Here is an 18872-nt window from a genome sequence, read left to right as displayed (position 1 = left end):
TAACTTAGCGAAGATCGGCGACGAAGCCAACCGGGAACGTGTGACGGACGTAGGAATTCGCGTCAGGGCTGAAGGACGCCGAGCAGGGCCCGTGCGCACAGGTCGCGCACCTGCTCGCGGGAGAGGTCCGCACCGCGCAGCCACTCCAGGCACACGGCCGTGGTGAAGGCCAGCCAGCCGCGCACGGCCAGCCGGAGGTCGGGGCGTTCCTGCGCCGCCGGGCCGAACTCGGGGTCGGCGGCCAGCGCCGCCAGGATCTGCCGCTCCTGCGCGGCCAGCGCCCGCTGGTAGACCCGGCGCACGGCCTGGTCGCCGGCGGCGTCGGCGCGGTGGAAGGCGCGGAAGCCGTGGGCGTGCGCGTGGACGTACTCCAGATACGTATCCAGGCCCGCCGTGAGCTGCGCGCGCACCGGGACGCCGGGCACGGCCGCGGTCATGGCCAGCATCCGCTCGCTCTCGCGCTCGACGACCGCAGCGAAGAAGTCCCGCTTCGTCGGGAAGTAGTGGTAGAGCAGCCCCCGCGAGACACCGGCGATCTCGGCGACCTGCTCGATCCACACGTCGTCGTACGGGCTCTCCGAGAACAGCCTCGCCCCCACCGACAGGAGCTGCTCCCGGCGCTCCCCGGTGCTGAGCCTGCGGCGCGTGCGCCCGCCCTGCTTCCCGGCCATGCCCGCACTTTACTTGACGCCGGTTCAACAAGGGGACGAGACTGAACCGCGCTATTGAACCCACGTACAACGCGCTCAACTGCCGCTGGACCAAGGGAGATCTCGTCATGGCGGAGACGACGACGGCCACGCGGCCGACGGGATTCCGCAGCGCCGAGCTGGGCTGGCCCGAGCTGCACCGCATTCCGCATCCCCCGCGCCGGATCCCCCTCCTCGGCGACGTGCTGGGCGTCAACCGGGCCACGCCGCTCCAGGACTCGCTGGGCTTCGCCCGCCAGTTGGGGCCGATCTACCGGCGCCGGGCCTTCAACAGGGAGTTCGTGTTCACCTGGGGCGCCGATCTGGTGGCGGACCTGGCGGACGAGTCGCGCTTCGCCAAGCACGTGGGCCTCGGGGTGGCCAATCTGCGCCCGGTCGCCGGGGACGGGCTGTTCACCGCGTACAACCACGAGCCCAACTGGCAGCTGGCGCACGACGTGCTGGCCCCGGGCTTCAGCCGGGAGGCGATGGCGGCCTACCACCCGATGATGCTGGCCGTGGCCGCCCGGCTGACGGACCACTGGGACCGTGAGCAGGCGGCGGGCCGGTCGGTGGACGTGCCCGGGGACATGACGAAGCTGACCCTGGAGACCATCGCGCGCACCGGGTTCGGGCACGACTTCGGCTCCTTCGAACGGGACCGGCCACACCCCTTCGTCACCGCGATGGTGGGCACCCTGACCTACGCCCAGCGGCTCAACTCCGTACCGTTCCCCGCCCTGCTACGGCGTGCCGCGCGGCGCAACGCGCAGGACATCGCCTACCTCAACCGCATGGTCGACGACCTGGTCCGGGCCCGGCGCGAGACGAGCGGGGACGGTGACCTGCTGGACCGGATGCTGGAGACGGCCCACCCCGAGACCGGGGAGCGGCTGTCGCCGGAGAACGTCCGCCGGCAGGTCATCACCTTCCTCGTGGCCGGCCACGAGACCACGTCGGGCGCGCTCTCCTTCGCCCTGCACTACCTCTCCCGCCACCCCGAGGTGGCAGCACGCGCGCGTGCCGAGGTGGACCGCGTCTGGGGCGGGGCCCGGGCGCCGGGCTACGACCAGGTCGCCAAACTGCGGTACGTGCGCCGGGTGCTGGACGAATCGCTGCGGCTGTGGCCGACGGCACCCGCGTTCGCCCGGGAGGCCGTCGAGGACACCGTGCTGGCCGGGCAGCACCCGATGCGGCGCGGGGCGTGGACGCTGGTGCTCACGCCGATGCTCCAGCGCGACCCCGAGGTGTGGGGCGCCGACGCCGAGGACTTCGACCCGGACCGCTTCGACCCCAAGGCCGTACGGGCCCGGCCCCCGCACGCCTTCAAGCCGTTCGGCACCGGGGCGCGGGCGTGCATCGGGCGACAGTTCGCGCTCCACGAGGCCACGCTGGTGCTCGGTCTGCTGCTGCGCCGCTACGAGCTGCGGGCCGACCCCGGCTACCGGCTCAGCGTCACCGAGCGGCTCACGCTGATGCCGGAGGGGCTGCGGCTGCACCTGGACCGCCGCCCGGCCGGTGGCGCCACTCCCGCGCCCGTGCCGGTCCCCGACGAGGCCGCCGCCGCGGAGTCACGCTGCCCAGTGCACCGGGCGGGTGACTGACCGCGGCAGCCGGGTGCCGGCGCCGCCCCGGGCCGCGTTGAGCTGCGGCTGGGTGAGGAAGAACGCCCCGGTCAGGTCCGCGTCCGTCAGATCGGCGTCCCGCAGGTCCGCGCCGATCAGATCCGCGCCGCGCAGGTCGGCGCCGGTGAGGTCGGCCGCGATGAGGTAGGCGCCGCGCAGACTGGCCCCGCGCAGGTCGGCGCCCTGAAGACGGGCGCCCATCAGGTCGGCGCCCCGGCGGTCCTTCTTCTTCCTGCCGCCGACCCCCGCCCGCACCAGCTCACTCGTGCGCAGCAGAAGGAGGTTGACCTCCTGCCGGTGCGCGGGGACGTCCAGTGCGGTGAGCTCCTCGGCGCTGCCCCGGGTGAGCGCCTCGGTCCGCTCCAGCATGCGGCGCAGATCGGCGTGGACGGGGCGGGCGGCGGGCAGGGTGAGCGCCTCGGCGAGGTACCAGAGCAGTTCGTGCAGCTGGCGCACGACCGGGAAGACGTCGAACATCCGGCGGGCGTCCGCGCGCGGGCCGTCACGCCAGTCCCGGCCGCCGAAGGTGACCTGGGAGACCTTCTGCCCGGCGCCGAAGCAGTCGTAGACCGTGCATCCGGTGTAGCCCTCGGTGCGCAGCCTGGCGTGGATGCCGCACCGGTGGTCGTCCCCGAGGTTCGGGCAGGGCTTGCCGGCCGGCTTGTCACGGGCGAAGTCCGCGGAGGCGGCGAAGGGCAGGGCGACACAGCACAGTCCGAAGCACCGCTCGCAGTCGCCGCGCAGGTCGATCATTTGTTCTTGCATCGCCGCCCAGCCTACGGCCCGCCCGTGACCGTCCGGGTCAGCGGTCGGTGCCCGGCAGGGCGAGCCGGGCGAGCCGGGCGGGGTCGGCGAGGACGTGCAGGGCGATGATCCGTCCTGCGGCGACGGTGACGCCCGCGACCGCCGACGGGCGGCCCTCGGGCAGGTTGACGATCCCGACCTCGCCGTTGACCAGCGCGAGCCGGGTGCAGTCGGCGAACTGCCGGAGCTTGAAAGGGCCTGTTCGGCCACCGCCCGCGCGCCGCGGACCGTGTCGGCCGGTGTCCCGGAGTCGGCGCGCAGCACCGCGTCGGGGTGGAGCACGGCGACCACGGCGTCCCGGTCCCCCGCCCTGGCGGCCGCCAGGAACGCATCGACCGCCTCGCGCTGCCGGCCCGGGTCGGTCTCCGCGGCGGGAGCGGCCTCCCGCACCAGGCGCCGGGCACGCCCGGCGAGCCGACGGGCGGCGGCCGGAGTGCGGGCCACGATCGGCGCGATGTCGTCGAAGGGCACGGCGAACATGTCGTGCAGGACGAACGCGAGGCGCTCGGCGGGCTCCAGCTCCTCCAGCGCCACCAGCAGCGCGAGCCCGGTCGCGGCCGCGTACAGGACCTCCTGTTCCGGGTCGGCCGGAGCCAGGGATCCGATCACGGGGTCCGGGACGAAGACCTCCGCGGGACGGGCGGCACGGGAGCCCAGCCGGTCGAGGCAGACCCCGGCGACGACAGCGGTGAGCCGGCCGCCCGGTTCCGGGATCCCGTCCCCGGCGCCGCGGCTCAGCCTGAGCCAGGTCTCCTGGACCGCGTCCTCCGCGTCACGCAGTGAACCGAGCATGCGGTAGGCCACCGCCCTGAGGCGCCCACGGTGCTCCTGGAAGCGCTCCGCGAGCAGTTCCGTTCCGTTCACGCCACCCCCGTGTCGTCCGTGAAAGCGAGACGATCACATGATGCACGGCGTGGGTCAGTAACGCTGGGCCTTCGCCAGCTTGGGTGTGAGCACCGGCTCAGGGGGCTTGCGGCTGACGGCGAGGGGCTGCGCCTTCTCCCCCGCCTTCAGGTCCTCGGCGCCGACGTACCGGGTCTCCACCACCTTGCCGTCGGAGTCGAGGAAGTCGACCTGCACGGCGTAGGAGGCCGTCGCGCCGGACTTGTTGGTGATGGTGACGACGACGGCGAGCAGGCCGCCGGTCTCGGAGCGCGGCTTGCCGGTCATGGTGACCTCGGACATGGCGTTGCCCTGCCCGTCGACCTTGGCGAGCTCGGTCCGGGCGGCCCTGTTGGTGCGTTCCGTCTCGGCGGAGACGGAGGCCTCGAAGGAGGAGGCGGCCGCGGAGGCGGACGCGGCCCGTTCGGAGGCCTTCGCCCGTGCCGAGGCCTCGGCGGACGCCAGCGCGGAGGCCGCGTTGCCGGAGAAGGAGGCGGTGTCCGGGGCCGTGGGCCGTTCGGCGGAGACCGACGTGCCGCCGGAGTCGTCGTCGCTGCCGCACGCCGTCAGCGTGAGCGTGCTCGCGACGGCCAGGGCCACGGCGAGGGCCGCGATCCGGGACCGTCCGTGGGGTGACGGTGTGCTCATCGGCTGACGTCCTCTCGGCTCCGGCATCGACTCTCGGCCGAAATGAACCTTATGCCGGAATCGAGAGCGAGGCATGTCGTCACCCGGTGGCCGCCGCGCCGGCCACCGCCCGGGTCCGCGGCGTCAGATCTCGTCGCGGGCGAGGGCGAGCAGCCGGTCCAGGACGCGGGGCCCGCCCGCGCGGACGCCGTCGTGCTCGAACTCGTCCGTCACCCAGGTGCGCAGTCCACGGATCGCACGGGCGGTCTCCAGGGAGTGGGCCGTGTCGACGTACATGTCGTCGTGGTAGACGGCGGCGGCGACCGGGACCTCGTTGGCCGCGAGACGGGCCGCGTCGTACAGGGGCCGCCAGTCGGTGCGGGCGGCGAGGAGCTCGGCCGTCTCGCGCAGCGGCCGCAGGGCCGGGTCGCAGTCGAACAGCCACGGATGGATGGTCTCCCCCGTGAACAGCAACGGCTCGTCCCCGGCGAGCGACTTGGCCGCGTCGAACTGCGGGAACTCGGCGCGCACCCGTTCGGCCGCCCAGGCGGTGGGCCGCTCGTCCTGGCCGTAGGCGGCCTCGTGGACGAGGGCGTACAGCGGGTGGGACGCGTACGAGAGGAGACCCTGGACCTCTTCCTGGAAGGCGTCGGAGAGCTCGGGGCCGTGCGGTGTGGGGACGAAGGCGTGCTCCAGGAGGAAGTGGAGCCGGTGGCTGCCCTCGCCGCCGCCGAGGAGGATGCCGAGCGACTGGAAGGCCTCGACGGTCAGCCGGTAGCCGTTGGGCAGGGTCACCTCGTGGGTCAGCAGGTGGTCGGCGATACGGCGGGCCCGCTCGACGTCCTGCGGGTAGCGGGCGTAGTGCGCGGCGACCTTGCGCTCGATGCGCGGGTAGGCGGCCCGGTAGACGTCGTCGGCGTGGGCGTCGAGGGAGGGCAGGCCGCCGGTGATGAGGGCCCCGGCGAGGCCCTCGGGGGCGAACGAGAGGTAGGTGGTCGCGCAGAACCCGCCGAAGCTCTGGCCGAGGACGGTCCAGGGGGCGCCGCCGGTGACCTCGGTGCGGATCGCCTCGCAGTCGCGGACGATGGAGTCGGCGCGGAAGCGGGCCAGGTAGTCGGCCTGTGCGGCGGGGCCGCCGCGCAGCGGGAGCGTCTGGCGGTTGGCCGGGGTGGAGTGGCCGGTGCCGCGCTGGTCGAGCAGGAGGACGCGGTACTCCTTCAGGGCCCGGCCGAACCAGGCTCCCTTGCCGACGAAGCGGTTGGCCCCGAAACCGGGACCGCCCTGGAGGTAGACCAGCCACGGCAGGTTCTGGCCCACCCGGTCGCTCGCCACGGCCTCGCGGGCGAAGAGCTCGATCGTCTCCCCGGCCGGGTCGTCGTGGTCGAGGGGGACGGTGAAGCGGCGGTCGGTGAGGACGATGCCTGGCTGGCGGTAGGTCGCGGTCAACAGGGCTCCCGGGACGGACGGATTCTTCAGGGCGCGTCCCAGTTCAGCACATGTTCGTCCGCCTCCGGACCCCTTCGATCATGAAATCTTACTGAATCGCCGGTCAGCGCGCCGCCAGGCTGGAGCGCCGCACCACCAGTTCGGGCTGGAGCACCACCCTGCGGTGTTCGTGCCGCTTGCCGGTGGTCTCCGCCTCCGTCTCCTCCAGGAGCAGCTCGGCGGCCAGGGCGCCCATCGTGACGGCGGGCTGCCGGACCGAGGTGAGCGGGACGGCCGCCGCGGCGGCGAACTCGATGTCGTCGTAGCCGACGATGGCGAGGTCGTCGGGGACCGTGACCCCCGCCGCGTACATGGCCTGGAGGACGCCGAGGGCGAGCAGGTCGTTGGCGCAGAACACGGCGGTCGGGCGGTCCGCGAGGCCCAGCAGGCGGGCGCCGGCGTCCCGGCCCGCGGCCACGTCGAGCCGTTCGGTGGGCAGCTCGCGCAGGTTCTCGGGGCCCAGGCCCGCCTCGGCGAGCGCGTTCAGGGCGCCGGTGCGGCGGTCGCGGACCTGGTTGAGTCCGGGCGGCCCGCTGACGTACGCGATGGAGCGGTGCCCCGCGTCCACGAGGTGGCGCACGGCCAGCGCGCCGCCCGCGACGTCGTCGACGGAGACCGAGCACTCGGTGGTGCCCTCGGCGACCCGGTCGACGAGGACGAAGGGGATGCCGTGGCGGCGGAAGGAGTCGATGTTGCGGCCGGAGGCGTCGGTCGGGGTGAGCAGGACACCGCGCACCCGCTGCTCGGCGAAGAGGGACAGGTACTCCGCCTCCTCGCTCGCGCTCTGGGCGCTGTTGCAGACCATGACGCCGAGGCCGTCCTCGCGGGCCGCCCGCTCGGCGCCGCGCGCGACGTCGACGAAGAAGGGGTTGCCCATGTCGAGGACGAGCAGACCCATGATCCGGCTGCGGCCCGCGCGCAGTTGGCGGGCGGACTCGCTGCGGACATAGCCGAGCCGGTCTATCGCGGACTGGACGCGCGCCCGGGTCTCGGTCGCGACGGAGTCCGGACGATTGATGACGTTCGAGACCGTGCCGACGGAGACTCCGGCGGCACGGGCGACGTCCTTGATACCCACCGACTGGGCCATCGGGCAGGGACCTCCAGGGGAGACGAGGGGCGGCGGGACGACCTTCACATTATCGTCGAGCCGCCCCCACACCGGTCACGGTCAGGCGGGCAACGCGAAGTCGACGACGTGCAGCGCGGAGGGGGTCGTACCGCTCGACTTCTCCTGGTACATGAACGACAGCACGTTGTCCTGGGCGATCCGCGTCTCGTCGATGACGACCTCGCCGAAGGCGTTGAGCCCGCTGCCGTCGAAGAGGATCTTCCAGTCGGTGTACCCGGAGGACTTCGAGGCGGCGGCGATCCGGCCGAACGGGAAGACCGCGTAGGCGTTGTCGTACTTGTCCAGGAGCAGCTTGGTGCGCTGGCTGGAGCCGAGCACGACCGGGATCTCGGTCTTCTGCCAGGCGCCGGAGGAGTTCTTGCGGACGTGGAAGGCGCGGCCGTTGGCAGTGCGGTCCGCGACGTAGTTCGTGGTGCACTGGCCGAAGCGGCCGGGGACGTAGCTGATGATCGCGTGCGGCAGGCCGGCGGAGTCCGTGAACTGGCTCTCCTGGTTCATCAGGGAATGGTCCGGGTTCAGCGCGTCGATCACCAGGCCGGAGTCCGTGACGGCGACCTTGTCGGAGCCGCCGGTGGTGCCGACGACGGTGCCGGCGTTGGTGCGCCAGGTGCGTCCGCGGTCGTCGGAGTAGACGTAGCCGGTGTCGTGGTTGGTGATGCCGCCGCTGCTGCACATGACGGCGCCGTTCTGCTCGCGCCAGGTGAAGAACGCGTGCAGCCGGCCGTTCCGGTCGTAGTCGATGCCGTGCAGGTACATGTTGCGGGCCGTGGAGGAGCCGTGCTCGCTGGTGTAGGTGCCCGTCGAGCTGGACCACTCCCCGAGGTTGGTCCAGGTGGAACCGTCGTACTCCGCCAGCGCGTTGCGGCCGTTGCCGGATATCCCGGCCCGGTAGCTGAGCTGGAGCTTGCCGTCCGGGGTGGAGACGAACTGCGGGTAGGTGAACTGCGAGGTGAGGGCGAGGCCGTCCAGGGTGGCCTGGGGTGCGCCGAAGCGGGCGGCGGTCCAGCTCAGCCCGGACGGGTTGTCCATGAGGCCCGCCACCGACTTGACGTAGGTGAAGCCATCGCTGTGCGAGTCCATGTTGAGGTGGAGGCGGCCGTCCACCTTGGAGACGCCCATGGAGATGACGTTGTGGGAGTCGCTCGCCTTGAGGGTGTGCCCGACCTGGACGGTGGACCAGGTGCTGCCGCCGAGGACGCGGCGGCCGACGACGGCGTTCTTGTCGGCGGTGTACCAGACGGCGTACTGGTAGCCCTTGTAGGTCAGCAGGCCGTTCTTCTGGAACGAGTTGTTGTTCACCAGGCCGTCGTAGGAGACGAAGAAGACGGCCTGGCTGTCGAGCGTGGTGGTGCCGGTCCGGGTGACGGACGGACCGGGGTCGGCGGCGCGGGCGGTTCCGCCGGTGAGCACGGAGGTGGACATGGCGGACACGATGGCACCTGCGAGCAGCGTGCGTCTTCTCATGGAGCGGCTCCTGCGGTCCTGGTGAGGCTCTACGGGGAGGGGTCAGGCGAGGTGGAACACCTCGGTGAGCGGTTTCATCGCCTCGTCGGGGCGGGCTCCGTCGAGGGACTCGAAGAACTCACCCATCTCGGCCTGCCAGCGTGCGTTGACCTCGGTGGCTTCCATCCCTGCTTTGGCGGCCTCGAAGTCCTCGGTCTCCAGGTAGCCGACGAGCAGGCCGTCGTCGCGCAGGAAGAGCGAGTAGTTGTGCCAGCCGGTGGCCGAGAGCGCTTCGAGCATCTCGGGCCACACGGCGGCGTGGCGTTCGCGGTACTCGGCGATCCGGTCCTCACGGACCTTGAGGAGGAAACAGACGCGCTGCATGAAGTACCGCTCCTTCAGGGGGAGATCAGAAGTTGAACTGGTCGATGTTCTTGGCGTCGAACACGGTCGGCTTGCCGAGGTTGATCACGCCGTCCTTGCCGATGGTGTACGTGGTGTCGCCGGCCTTGAAGGTCTCGCCCTCCTTGCCGGTGATCTGGCCGGAGACCAGGGCGACCGCGGTCTGGGCGGCCAGCGCGCCGAGCTTCGACGGGTCCCACAGCTCGAACGCCTCGACGGTGCCGTTCTTGACGTACTTGCGCATGTCGTTGGGGGTGCCGAGGCCGGTCAGCTTGACCTTGCCCTTGTACTTGGAGCCGGACAGGTACTGGGCGGCGGCCTTGATGCCGACGGTGGTCGGGGAGATGATCCCCTTCAGGTTCGGGTACTCCTGGAGCAGGCCCTGGGTCTGCTGGAAGGACTGCTGGGCGTCGTCGTTGCCGTACGCGACCTTGACGAGCTTGACGTTCTTGTACTTCGGGTCCTTCAGCTCGTCCTTCATGAAGTCGATCCAGGTGTTCTGGTTCGTCGCCGTCTGGGCGGCGGACAGGATCGCGATCTCGCCCTTGTAGCCGATCTGCTCGGCGAGCAGCTGCACCTCGGTACGGCCCAGGTCCTCGGCGGAGGCCTGCGAGACGAAGGCGTTGCGGCACTCCGGCTTGGTGTCGGAGTCGTAGGTGACGACCTTGATGTCGTTCTTCATGGCCTGCTTGAGGGCGGTGCACAGGGCGCCGGGGTCCTGCGCGGACACGGCCATCGCGTTCACCTGCTGCTGGGTGAGCGTGTTGACGTAGGAGACCTGCCCGGCGGTGTCGGTGGCGCTGGAGGGACCGACCTCCTTGTACTTGCTGCCCAGTTCGGTCAGCGCCTTCTCGCCGCCCTTGTCGGCGGAGGTGAAGTACGGGTTGTTGACCTGCTTGGGCAGGAACCCGACGGTCAGGCCCTTCTTGGTGGCCGCGTTCGGGTCGGCCTTGGCGGTGGAGGCCGCCGAGGCGCCCTCGTCCTGCACGTCCTTCTTGGTGGTGCCGCCGCACGCGGTGAGCGCGAGAGCGAGGGAGGTGCCGGCGGCGAGGGCCGCGCAGGAACGGCGGAGGGATGACTTGCGCATGACGGATCTTCCTTACGAGGGTGAGCGGATACGAGGTTTCCTGAGCGCCCTGGGCCTATGCGGCCGGGGTGGGCGCCTTGGACGCCGGTGTCGAGGCGGCTCGGCGGCCGGCCCTCGCAACCGAGATCTGCCGTGCGACCCGCGGGCCGAGCACGGAGAGGACGAGAAGAACGCCGGTGACGACGATCTGCGACTGGGCGGAGACGTCCTGGAGGCTCATCACGTTCTGCAGCGCGCCGAGCAGGAAGACTCCCGCGATCGCGCCGCCGAGCGTGCCCTTGCCGCCGTCGAAGTCGATGCCACCGAGCAACACGGCCGCCACGACGGAGAGTTCGAGCCCCGTGGCGTTGTCGTAGCGGGCGCTGGCGTAGTGCAGTGCCCAGAAGATGCCGGTGAGGGAGGCCATCAGGCCCGTCACCGTGAACAGGATCAGCTTCTGGCGCTTGACCCGGATGCCGGCGAACCGCGCCGCCTCCTCGCTGGCGCCGGTCGCGAACACCGACCGCCCGAACGGCGTGGCGTGCAGGACGACCACCGCGATCGCGAGGAGAACCAGGAAGGGGATGAACGCCTGTGGGATGAAGGTGTCCCCGATGCGCCCGGCCGCGAAGTCCAGGTACTGGGTCGGGAAGTCGGTCACCGCGTCGGAGCCGAGCACGATCTGTGCGATGCCCCGGTAGGCGGCGAGGGTGCCGATGGTGACGGCGAGCGAGGGCAGGCCGAGCCGGGTGACGAGCAGGCCGTTGACCAGCCCGCAGACCACGCCGAGCAGCAGGCAGATCGGGATGATCACCTCGATGGTCAGGCCCTGGTTCCACAGGGCGCCCATCACCGCGCCGGACAGGCCGGCCGTGGAGGCGACGGAGAGGTCGATCTCGCCGGAGACCACGAGCAGGGTCATGGGCAGCGCGATCAGCGCGATCGGCAGGGTGTTGCCGATCAGGAACGACAGGTTGAGCGCGTTGCCGAAGCCGTCGACCGTGCCGAAGGACAACAGCAGGACCACGATCAGGAGCGCGCCGACGACCGTGTCCCAGCGGATGGCACGCGTGAGGGAGTCAGGCATGGCGGGCGTTCCTCTTCTTCAGGGCGGAGGCCACGCGCAGCGCGACGACCCGGTCGACCGCGATGGCGAGGATGAGCAGGATGCCGTTGATGGCGAGCACCCAGACCGAGCTGACGCCGAGAGCGGGCAGCACGCTGTTGATGGAGGTCAGCAGCAGGGCGCCGAGGGCCGCGCCGTAGACGCTGCCGGAGCCGCCGGTGAAGACGACACCGCCGACCACGACCGCGCTGACGACGGTGAGTTCGTAGCCGTTGCCGGTCCCGGAGTCGACGTTGCCGAACCGGGCCAGGTACATCGCTCCGGCGAGGCCGGCGAGGGCGCCGCAGAAGGTGTACGCGGCCAGGATCCGCTTGCGCACCGGGATGCCGGCGAGCCGGGCGGCCTCGGGGTTGGAGCCGAGCGCGTACAGCTCGCGTCCGCTGCCGAAGTGCTTGAGGTAGTAGGCGGTGGCGACGAGCACCGCCAGCGCGATCAGGGCCAGCCAGGGCACCGCGGAGATGCCGCCGGAGCCGAAGTTCACGAAGCTGTCGGGGAGGTCGGCCGCGGTGATCTGGCGGGAGCCGACCCAGATGGAGTCGATGCCCCGGATGATGTAGAGCGTGCCGAGGGTGACCACGAGCGCGGGCACCTGGCCGAGGCTGACGAGCAGGCCGTTGAGGAGGCCGAAGCCGACGCCGAGCAGGACGGCGAGCACGATCGCCACGACGGGGTTGCCGCCGCCCTGGAGGTAGGTGCCCGCGGCGAAGGCGCTGATGCCGAGGGTGGAGCCGACCGAGAGGTCGACGTTCCTCGTGATCACGACCAGCGACTGGCCGGTGGCGACCAGCACCAGGATCGTGGCGTTCAGCAGCAGGTCCTTGATGCCCTGCTCGGTGAGGAAGTCGCTGTTCCCGATCTGGGTGACGACGATCATCACCAGGAAGACGACCAGGATGGCCAGCTCCCGCATCTTGAAGACGCGGTCGACCAGGCGGGTGCCGCTGGACTTGGGGATGTCGGTCACGGGAGCCTCGTTGGGGGTGGTCACCGTCATGCGGCGGCCCTCCCGGTGGCTGCGGCCATCACGGTTTCCTCGGTGGCGTCGGAGCGCGGGATCTCGGCGGTCAGGCGGCCCTCGTGCATCACCAGCACGCGGTCGGCCATGCCGAGGATCTCGGGCAGGTCGGAGGAGATCATCAGGACGGCCACCCCGTCGGCGGCCAGCTCGCTCAGCAGCCGGTGCACCTCGGCCTTGGTGCCGACGTCGATGCCGCGGGTCGGCTCGTCGACGATGAGCACCTTGGGTCCGGTGGCCAGCCACTTGGCGAGGACGACCTTCTGCTGGTTGCCGCCCGACAGCGTGTTGACGGTGTCGGCGATCCGGGCGTACTTCACCTGGAGCTTGACGGCCCAGTCGAGGGAACGGCTGCGCTCGGCGCCGCGGTCCATCAGTCCGGCCCTGACGGTCGTCCGCAGGCCGGTGAGGCCGATGTTGCGCTCGATGGACATGTCCATCACGAGACCCTGGGCGCGCCGGTCCTCGGGGACCAGAGCGAGGCCCGCGGCCATCGCCGTCGAGGGCGCGCCGTTGACCAACGCCTTCCCGCCCACGGTGACCTCTCCGGCGTCCCAGCGGTCGATGCCGAACACCGCCCGCGCGACTTCCGTACGGCCCGCTCCGACGAGGCCCGCGAGACCGACGATCTCGCCCTGCCTGACCTCGAACGAGACGTCGGTGAAGACGCCCTCCCGGGTCAGCCGGCGCACCGTGAGCGCGACCTCGCCGGGGCGCACGTCCTGCTTGGGGTAGAGCTCGTCGAGGTCCCGGCCGACCATGCGGCGGACCAGGTCGTCCTCGGTCATGCCCTCGATCGGCTCGCTGGAGATCCAGGCACCGTCGCGCAGGGTGGTGACCGTCCGGCAGATCTGGAAGATCTCCTCCAGGCGGTGCGAGATGAACAGCACCGCGGCACCCTGCTCACGGAGCGCCTTGACGACGCCGAAGAGGCGGGCCACCTCGCTGCCGGTGAGGGCGGCCGTGGGCTCGTCCATGATCAGGACGCGGGCCTCGAAGGACAGCGCCTTGGCGATTTCGACGATCTGCTGGTCGGCGATGGACAGGCCGCGCGCCGGGCGGTCGGGGTCGAGCTCGACGCCGAGGCGCTGCATCAGGGCCAGGGTCGCGGTGTGGGTGGCCTTGTGGTCGATCCGGCCGAGGGCGCGCCGGGGCTGGCGGCCCATGAAGATGTTCTCGGCGATCGACAGGTCGGGGAAGAGCGTGGGCTCCTGGTAGATCACGGCGATACCGGCGTCGCGGGCGTCACCGGGACCGTGGAAGACGACCGGCTCGCCGTCGAGCAGTACCTGGCCGGAGTCCGGCCGGTGCACTCCCGCGAGGGTCTTGATGAGGGTCGACTTGCCCGCGCCGTTCTCGCCGGCGAGGGCGTGCACCTCCCCGGGAAACAGCTCCAGGGAGACGTCCCGCAGGGCGCGAACCGCGCCGAAGGACTTCGAGATGTCCTTGAGCGCGAGAACCGGGGCCGGACCCGTGGTGGACGGGTGGGTCATTGGGGGCTCCTCGACGACGCCGGCGGGACGGCCCTCACGGCGTCGTGAAAGGTTTCAACTTGGTTGCCGGGACGTTAGGCATGGAGCGCATGTCACGTCAATGGGTTCGTGTCGAAAAACTTTCGATGAACTCAGGTCACAGGGGGGTCACGAGCAACAGCCTTGGTCGCAGGGGTTGACACCCCTGCGGGGGCCCCATACTTTCCCGTCTTGAATCGTTTCACAGTGAAGCTGTTCGGAAGCCCTCAAGACCCCACGTCACAGGAGCCCTCAAGTGACCGAGCTCGCCGCGGTGAAGGCCGCTCTCAAGACCCAGGCCGTCGAGACGCCGTCGTGGGCGTACGGGAACTCGGGAACCCGCTTCAAGGTGTTCGCCCAGCAGGGCGTACCGCGTACCCCGCAGGAGAAGCTGGAGGACGCGGCACAGGTGCACGCGTTCACCGGGGTGGCCCCGACCGTCGCCCTGCACATCCCGTGGGACAAGGTCGAGGACTACGCCGCGCTGGCGAAGTTCGCCGAGGAGCGGGGCGTGAAGCTGGGCGCCGTCAACTCCAACACCTTCCAGGACGACGACTACAAGCTGGGCAGCATCTGCCATCCGGACGCCGCGGTGCGCCGCAAGGCCCTCGACCATCTGCTGGAGTGCGTCGACATCATGGACGCGACCGGCTCCCAGGACCTCAAGCTGTGGTTCGCCGACGGTACGAACTATCCCGGCCAGGACGATCTGCGGGCCCGCCAGGACCGGCTGGCCGAAGGTCTCGCCGAGGTGTACGACCGTCTGGGCGACGGACAGCGGATGCTGCTCGAGTACAAGTTCTTCGAGCCGGCCTTCTACTCGACCGACGTGCCGGACTGGGGCACGGCGTACGCGCACTGTCTGAAGCTCGGGCCCAAGGCGCAGGTGGTCGTCGACACCGGGCACCACGCGCCCGGCACCAACATCGAGTTCATTGTCGCCACGCTGCTGCGGGAGGGGAAGCTCGGCGGGTTCGACTTCAACTCGCGGTTCTACGCCGACGACGACCTCATGGTGGGGGCGGCCGATCCCTTCCAGCTCTTCCGGATCATGTACGAGGTGGTGCGCGGGGGCGGGTTCACCTCCGAGGTGGCGTTCATGCTCGACCAGTGCCACAACATCGAGGCGAAGATCCCGGCGATCATCCGGTCGGTGATGAACGTGCAGGAGGCGACCGCTAAGGCGCTGCTGGTCGACCGGGACGCCCTTGCGGCGGCTCAGCGCGAGGGGGATGTGCTGGAGGCGAACGCGGTGCTGATGGACGCGTACAACACGGATGTGCGGCCGCTGCTCGCCGAGGTGCGCGAGGAGATGGGGATCGACGCGAACCCCGTCGCCGCGTACAAGCGGTCCGGGTGGGCCGAGAAGATCGTGGCCGAACGGGTCGGTGGGGAGCAGGCCGGTTGGGGGGCGTGAGCGTCTGCCGGGATCTGTCGTCTGCGGGGTGCGCGTCCGTTGTGGCTGGTCGCGCCCGCGCGGCGGTAGCCGCATATGCAGCACAGCCCCGCGCCCCTAGGGAAGCAATCTCACCCTCTTTTCAGTAAGGACTGAACGTTCATGGCACTCCACCCCGAAGCCGCCGCCCTCCTCGCCCGTTCCCGCCGGCTCGGCTCCGATCCCCGTAACACCAACTACGCCGGGGGCAACGCCTCCGCCAAGGGCACCGACACCGATCCCGTGACCGGGGGTGATGTCGAGCTGATGTGGGTCAAGGGGTCCGGTGGTGACCTCGGGACGCTGACCGAGGCCGGGCTCGCCGTGCTGCGGCTGGACAGGATGCGGGCGCTCGTCGACGTGTACCCCGGTGTGGACCGCGAGGACGAGATGGTCGCCGCGTTCGACTACTGCCTGCACGGCAAGGGCGGGGCGGCTCCCTCGATCGACACCGCCATGCACGGGCTCGTCGAGGCCGCGCACGTCGACCACCTGCACCCGGACTCCGGCATCGCGCTCGCCTGCGCCGCCGACGGGGAGAAGCTGACCGCGGAGTGCTTCGGCGACACGGTGGCCTGGGTGCCGTGGCGGCGGCCCGGCTTCCAGCTGGGGCTGGACATCGCCGCCATCAAGGCGGCCAACCCGCAGGCGATCGGGGTCGTCCTCGGCGGGCACGGCATCACCGCCTGGGGCGAGAGTGCCGAGGAGTGCGAGAAGAACTCGCTGCACATCATCCGGACCGCCGAGAAGTTCCTGGAGGAGCGCGGCAAGGCCGAACCCTTCGGGCCCGTCATCGAGGGGTACGGCCCGCTCGGCGAGGCCGACCGGAAGGAGCGGGCCGCCGCTCTCGCGCCGTACGTCCGCGCGATCGCCTCCCAGGACAAGCCGCAGGTCGGGCACTTCAACGACTCCGAGCCGGTGCTGGAGTTCCTCGCCCGCGCCGAGCACCCGCGCCTCGCCGCCCTCGGCACCTCCTGCCCCGACCACTTCCTGCGCACCAAGGTGCGGCCCCTCGTCCTGGACCTGCCGCCGACGGCTCCGCTGGAGGAGGCCGTCGCGCGGCTCGGCGAACTGCACGCCGAGTACCGCGAGGAGTACGCCGCCTACTACCAGAGGCACGCCCTGCCCGACTCCCCCGCCATGCGCGGCGCCGACCCGGCGATCGTGCTGATCCCGGGTGTCGGCATGTTCTCCTTCGGCAAGGACAAGCAGACCGCCCGGGTCGCCGGTGAGTTCTACGTCAACGCCATCAACGTGATGCGGGGCGCCGAGGCCGTCTCCTCGTACGCACCGATCGAGGAGTCCGAGAAGTTCCGCATCGAGTACTGGGCTCTTGAGGAGGCCAAGCTCCAGCGGATGCCGAAGCCCAAGCCGCTCGCCACCCGGGTCGCGCTGGTCACCGGTGCGGGCAGCGGTATCGGCAGGGCCATCGCCGAGCGGCTGGTCGCCGAGGGGGCGTGTGTCGTCGTCGCCGACCTCAACGCCGAGAACGCGGCCGCGGTCGCCGAGGAGCTCGGCGGGCCCGACAAGGCCGTCGCCGTGACCGTGGACGTCACGGACGAAGCGCAGATCGCCGAGTCGTTCCGGGCCGCGCTGCTCGCCTTCGGCGGGGTGGACCTCGTGGTCAACAACGCCGGCATCTCCATCTCCAAGCCGCTCCTGGAGACCTCCGCCAAGGACTGGGACCTCCAGCACGACATCATGGCGCGCGGTTCCTTCCTGGTGTCCCGGGAGGCGGCCCGGGTGATGATCGCGCAGAAGCTGGGCGGCGACATCGTCTACATCGCCTCCAAGAACGCCGTGTTCGCCGGTCCCAACAACATCGCCTACTCCGCCACCAAGGCCGACCAGGCCCACCAGGTGCGGCTGCTCGCCGCCGAGCTGGGCGAGCACGGCATCCGCGTCAACGGCGTCAACCCGGACGGCGTGGTGCGCGGGTCCGGCATCTTCGCCGGCGGCTGGGGCGCCCAGCGCGCGGCCGTGTACGGCGTGGAGGAGGAGAAGCTGGGCGAGTTCTACGCCCAGCGGACCATCCTCAAGCGCGAGGTGCTCCCCGAGCACGTGGCCAACGCCGTGTTCGCGCTGACCGGCGGGGAGCTGACGCACACCACCGGGCTGCACGTCCCGGTCGACGCCGGCGTCGCGGCCGCCTTCCTGCGATGAGCGGGTCCGTGAAGTCGTACGCCGCGGTCGACCTCGGCGCGTCCAGCGGACGTGTCATGGTCGGCCGCGTCGGCCCCGACAGCCTGGAGCTGACCGAGGCCCACCGGTTCGCGAACCGGCCCGTGCGACTGCCGGAGGGCCTGCGCTGGGACATCCTCTCGCTCTACGGCGGTGTCCTGGACGGGCTGAGGGCTGCCGGCCAGGTCGACTCCGTCGGCATCGACAGCTGGGCCGTGGACTACGGGCTGCTGGACGCCGACGGGGCGCTGCTCGGGAACCCGGTGCACTACCGGGACTCCCGTACCGAGGGGGTCGCGCAGAAGGTGTGGGCGACCGTGCCCGCGCCCGAGCTGTACGCGGCGACCGGGCTCCAGTACGCGCCCTTCAACACCCTGTACCAGCTCGTCGCCGACCGGCTCACCGGCGCGCAGCGGCTGTTGCTCGTCCCCGACCTGCTCACCTACTGGCTGACCGGCGAGCAGGGCACCGAGCTGACCAACGCCTCGACCACCCAGCTCATCGATCCCCGGACGCGCGGATGGTCGTACGACATCGCGGAGCGGCTGGGCATCGACCTGGGGCTGTTCGCGCCGCTGCGGCAGCCCGGTGACCCGGCCGGTCTGCTGCGGCCCGAGGTGCTGGAGGAGACCGGTCTCACCGGGCCCGTGCCGGTGACGGCCGTCGGGTCGCACGACACCGCCTCCGCGGTGGCCGCCGTGCCCGCGTCCGGTGAGCGGTTCGCCTACATCTGCACCGGCACCTGGTCCCTGGCGGGGCTCGAACTGGACGCGCCGGTGCTGACGGAGGAGAGCCGGGCCGCCAACTTCACCAACGAGCTCGGCCTCGACGGCACCGTCCGGTACCTGCGGAACATCATGGGGCTGTGGCTGCTCCAGGAGTGCGTACGGGCCTGGGGCGACCCGGACCTGGGTGAGCTGCTGCGGGAGGCGGCCGCGGTGCCGGCGCTGCGGTCGGTGGTGGACGCGGGCGACGCCAGGTTCCTCGCGCCGGGCCGGATGCCGGAGCGGATCGCCGAGGCGTGCCGTGCCTCCGGGCAGCCGGTGCCCGTCTCGCCCGCCGAGATCACGCGCTGCATCCTCGACTCGCTGGCCCTCGCCCACCGCAAGGCGGTCGAGGAGGCGCAGCGGCTGGCCGACCACCCCGTGGACGTCGTGCACGTCGTCGGGGGCGGGACGCGCAATGCCCTGCTGTGCCAGCTCACCGCCGACGCCTGCGGGCTGCCGGTGGTGGCGGGGCCGACCGAGGCGGCGGCGCTCGGCAACGTCCTGGTCCAGGCGCGGGCCCACGGGCTCGTGAGCGACCTCGCGGGCGGGCGCGATCTCCTCACCCGGACCCAGCAGCTCACCCGGTACGAGCCGCAGGGCGACCCCGCGCGCTGGCGCGAGGCCCAGGCCCGGCTCGGCGGGGACTGACCGGGGTCTCCCCCGCCCCTGTGCCCCCGACTAC

General features: G+C 71.3%; 15 protein-coding genes and 1 pseudogene. 4 read left to right on the top strand and 12 right to left on the bottom strand.

The genetic code is table 11. The features are described 5' to 3' along the window. Nucleotides 1-62: 62 nt before the first annotated feature. Complete coding sequence (locus AOJ26_RS12300) at nucleotides 63-671, bottom strand: TetR/AcrR family transcriptional regulator (RefSeq protein ID WP_053848290.1); 609 nt, start codon at nucleotides 669-671, stop codon at nucleotides 63-65. Between the two features lie 107 nt (nucleotides 672-778). Here AOJ26_RS12300 and AOJ26_RS12295 point away from each other — a divergent pair, with 107 nt between their 5' ends. Next, a complete protein-coding gene (locus AOJ26_RS12295; protein WP_053848289.1) occupies nucleotides 779-2293 on the top strand; it encodes a cytochrome P450 in 1515 nt (504 codons plus the stop codon). On the opposite strand, the gene AOJ26_RS43830 is transcribed toward AOJ26_RS12295, so the two are convergent. From AOJ26_RS43830 to AOJ26_RS12245, 11 genes and pseudogenes are all read right to left on the bottom strand, one after another. Then, nucleotides 2261-3067: a pentapeptide repeat-containing protein gene (locus tag AOJ26_RS43830; protein ID WP_373413173.1), complete on the bottom strand. Its 807-nt coding sequence runs from the start codon at nucleotides 3065-3067 to the stop codon at nucleotides 2261-2263. The genes AOJ26_RS12295 and AOJ26_RS43830 overlap by 33 nt on opposite strands. Before the next feature lie 504 nt (nucleotides 3068-3571). Continuing rightward, nucleotides 3572-3910 (bottom strand): annotated as a pseudogene (locus AOJ26_RS45060) (RNA polymerase subunit sigma-70); the annotation flags it as partial. Nucleotides 3911-4036: 126 nt separating this feature from the next. Further along, a complete protein-coding gene (locus AOJ26_RS12285; RefSeq protein ID WP_053848288.1) occupies nucleotides 4037-4648 on the bottom strand; it encodes an FxLYD domain-containing protein in 612 nt (203 codons plus the stop codon). A gap of 123 nt (nucleotides 4649-4771) precedes the next feature. Then, nucleotides 4772-6073 (bottom strand): alpha/beta fold hydrolase, encoded by a 1302-nt coding sequence (locus AOJ26_RS12280; RefSeq protein WP_053848287.1) that lies wholly within the window; start codon nucleotides 6071-6073, stop codon nucleotides 4772-4774. A 103-nt stretch (nucleotides 6074-6176) separates the two neighbouring features. Beyond that, entirely contained in the window at nucleotides 6177-7202 is a 1026-nt protein-coding gene (locus tag AOJ26_RS12275) for a LacI family DNA-binding transcriptional regulator (RefSeq protein ID WP_053848286.1), read from the bottom strand. An 81-nt stretch (nucleotides 7203-7283) separates the two neighbouring features. Continuing rightward, nucleotides 7284-8708: a BNR repeat-containing protein gene (locus tag AOJ26_RS12270; protein ID WP_053848285.1), complete on the bottom strand. Its 1425-nt coding sequence runs from the start codon at nucleotides 8706-8708 to the stop codon at nucleotides 7284-7286. Nucleotides 8709-8750: 42 nt separating this feature from the next. Next, nucleotides 8751-9071: an L-rhamnose mutarotase gene (locus AOJ26_RS12265; protein ID WP_007386537.1), complete on the bottom strand. Its 321-nt coding sequence runs from the start codon at nucleotides 9069-9071 to the stop codon at nucleotides 8751-8753. A gap of 25 nt (nucleotides 9072-9096) precedes the next feature. Then, nucleotides 9097-10176, bottom strand: a complete 1080-nt coding sequence (rhaS, locus tag AOJ26_RS12260) for a rhamnose ABC transporter substrate-binding protein (RefSeq protein ID WP_053848284.1) — start codon at nucleotides 10174-10176, stop codon at nucleotides 9097-9099. Between the two features lie 55 nt (nucleotides 10177-10231). Beyond that, entirely contained in the window at nucleotides 10232-11242 is a 1011-nt protein-coding gene (locus tag AOJ26_RS12255) for an ABC transporter permease (RefSeq protein WP_053848283.1), read from the bottom strand. Further along, nucleotides 11235-12275, bottom strand: a complete 1041-nt coding sequence (locus tag AOJ26_RS12250) for an ABC transporter permease (protein ID WP_053848282.1) — start codon at nucleotides 12273-12275, stop codon at nucleotides 11235-11237. Before AOJ26_RS12250 ends, AOJ26_RS12255 begins: the two co-directional genes overlap by 8 nt. After that, nucleotides 12272-13789 (bottom strand): sugar ABC transporter ATP-binding protein, encoded by a 1518-nt coding sequence (locus AOJ26_RS12245; protein ID WP_053848281.1) that lies wholly within the window; start codon nucleotides 13787-13789, stop codon nucleotides 12272-12274. Before AOJ26_RS12245 ends, AOJ26_RS12250 begins: the two co-directional genes overlap by 4 nt. Before the next feature lie 274 nt (nucleotides 13790-14063). On the opposite strand from AOJ26_RS12245, the gene rhaI reads away from it, so the two are divergent. The 3 genes from rhaI (at nucleotide 14064) to AOJ26_RS12230 (ending at nucleotide 18838) form a co-directional block, all read left to right on the top strand. Next, nucleotides 14064-15224, top strand: a complete 1161-nt coding sequence (gene rhaI, locus AOJ26_RS12240; RefSeq protein ID WP_053848280.1) for an L-rhamnose isomerase — start codon at nucleotides 14064-14066, stop codon at nucleotides 15222-15224. A 141-nt stretch (nucleotides 15225-15365) separates the two neighbouring features. After that, nucleotides 15366-17405 (top strand): bifunctional rhamnulose-1-phosphate aldolase/short-chain dehydrogenase, encoded by a 2040-nt coding sequence (locus AOJ26_RS12235; RefSeq protein ID WP_053848279.1) that lies wholly within the window; start codon nucleotides 15366-15368, stop codon nucleotides 17403-17405. Beyond that, on the top strand, nucleotides 17402-18838 hold the full coding sequence (locus AOJ26_RS12230; protein ID WP_053848278.1) for a rhamnulokinase: 1437 nt from the start codon (nucleotides 17402-17404) through the stop codon (nucleotides 18836-18838). Before AOJ26_RS12235 ends, AOJ26_RS12230 begins: the two co-directional genes overlap by 4 nt. The last annotated feature ends 34 nt before the right edge of the window (nucleotides 18839-18872 follow it).

The sequence above is a fragment of the Streptomyces sp. NRRL B-24085 genome, from assembly GCF_001282115.1.
Lineage (GTDB): Bacteria > Actinomycetota > Actinomycetes > Streptomycetales > Streptomycetaceae > Streptomyces.
This window is presented reverse-complemented; position numbering and strand designations above follow the sequence as displayed.

What these genes read in the sequence shown, in the direction of transcription:
- AOJ26_RS12230 (WP_053848278.1), top strand. Translation starts at nt 17,402, where the DNA reads ATGAGCGGGTCCGTGAAGTCGTACGCCGCGGTCGACCTCGGCGCGTCC.
- AOJ26_RS12275 (WP_053848286.1), bottom strand. Translation starts at nt 7,202, where the DNA reads ATGGCCCAGTCGGTGGGTATCAAGGACGTCGCCCGTGCCGCCGGAGTC.
- AOJ26_RS12245 (WP_053848281.1), bottom strand. Translation starts at nt 13,789, where the DNA reads ATGACCCACCCGTCCACCACGGGTCCGGCCCCGGTTCTCGCGCTCAAG.
- AOJ26_RS12295 (WP_053848289.1), top strand. Translation starts at nt 779, where the DNA reads ATGGCGGAGACGACGACGGCCACGCGGCCGACGGGATTCCGCAGCGCC.
- AOJ26_RS12265 (WP_007386537.1), bottom strand. Translation starts at nt 9,071, where the DNA reads ATGCAGCGCGTCTGTTTCCTCCTCAAGGTCCGTGAGGACCGGATCGCC.
- AOJ26_RS43830 (WP_373413173.1), bottom strand. Translation starts at nt 3,067, where the DNA reads ATGATCGACCTGCGCGGCGACTGCGAGCGGTGCTTCGGACTGTGCTGT.
- AOJ26_RS12270 (WP_053848285.1), bottom strand. Translation starts at nt 8,708, where the DNA reads ATGAGAAGACGCACGCTGCTCGCAGGTGCCATCGTGTCCGCCATGTCC.
- AOJ26_RS12285 (WP_053848288.1), bottom strand. Translation starts at nt 4,648, where the DNA reads ATGAGCACACCGTCACCCCACGGACGGTCCCGGATCGCGGCCCTCGCC.
- AOJ26_RS12300 (WP_053848290.1), bottom strand. Translation starts at nt 671, where the DNA reads ATGGCCGGGAAGCAGGGCGGGCGCACGCGCCGCAGGCTCAGCACCGGG.
- rhaS (WP_053848284.1), bottom strand. Translation starts at nt 10,176, where the DNA reads ATGCGCAAGTCATCCCTCCGCCGTTCCTGCGCGGCCCTCGCCGCCGGC.
- AOJ26_RS12250 (WP_053848282.1), bottom strand. Translation starts at nt 12,275, where the DNA reads ATGACGGTGACCACCCCCAACGAGGCTCCCGTGACCGACATCCCCAAG.
- AOJ26_RS12235 (WP_053848279.1), top strand. Translation starts at nt 15,366, where the DNA reads ATGGCACTCCACCCCGAAGCCGCCGCCCTCCTCGCCCGTTCCCGCCGG.
- AOJ26_RS12255 (WP_053848283.1), bottom strand. Translation starts at nt 11,242, where the DNA reads ATGCCTGACTCCCTCACGCGTGCCATCCGCTGGGACACGGTCGTCGGC.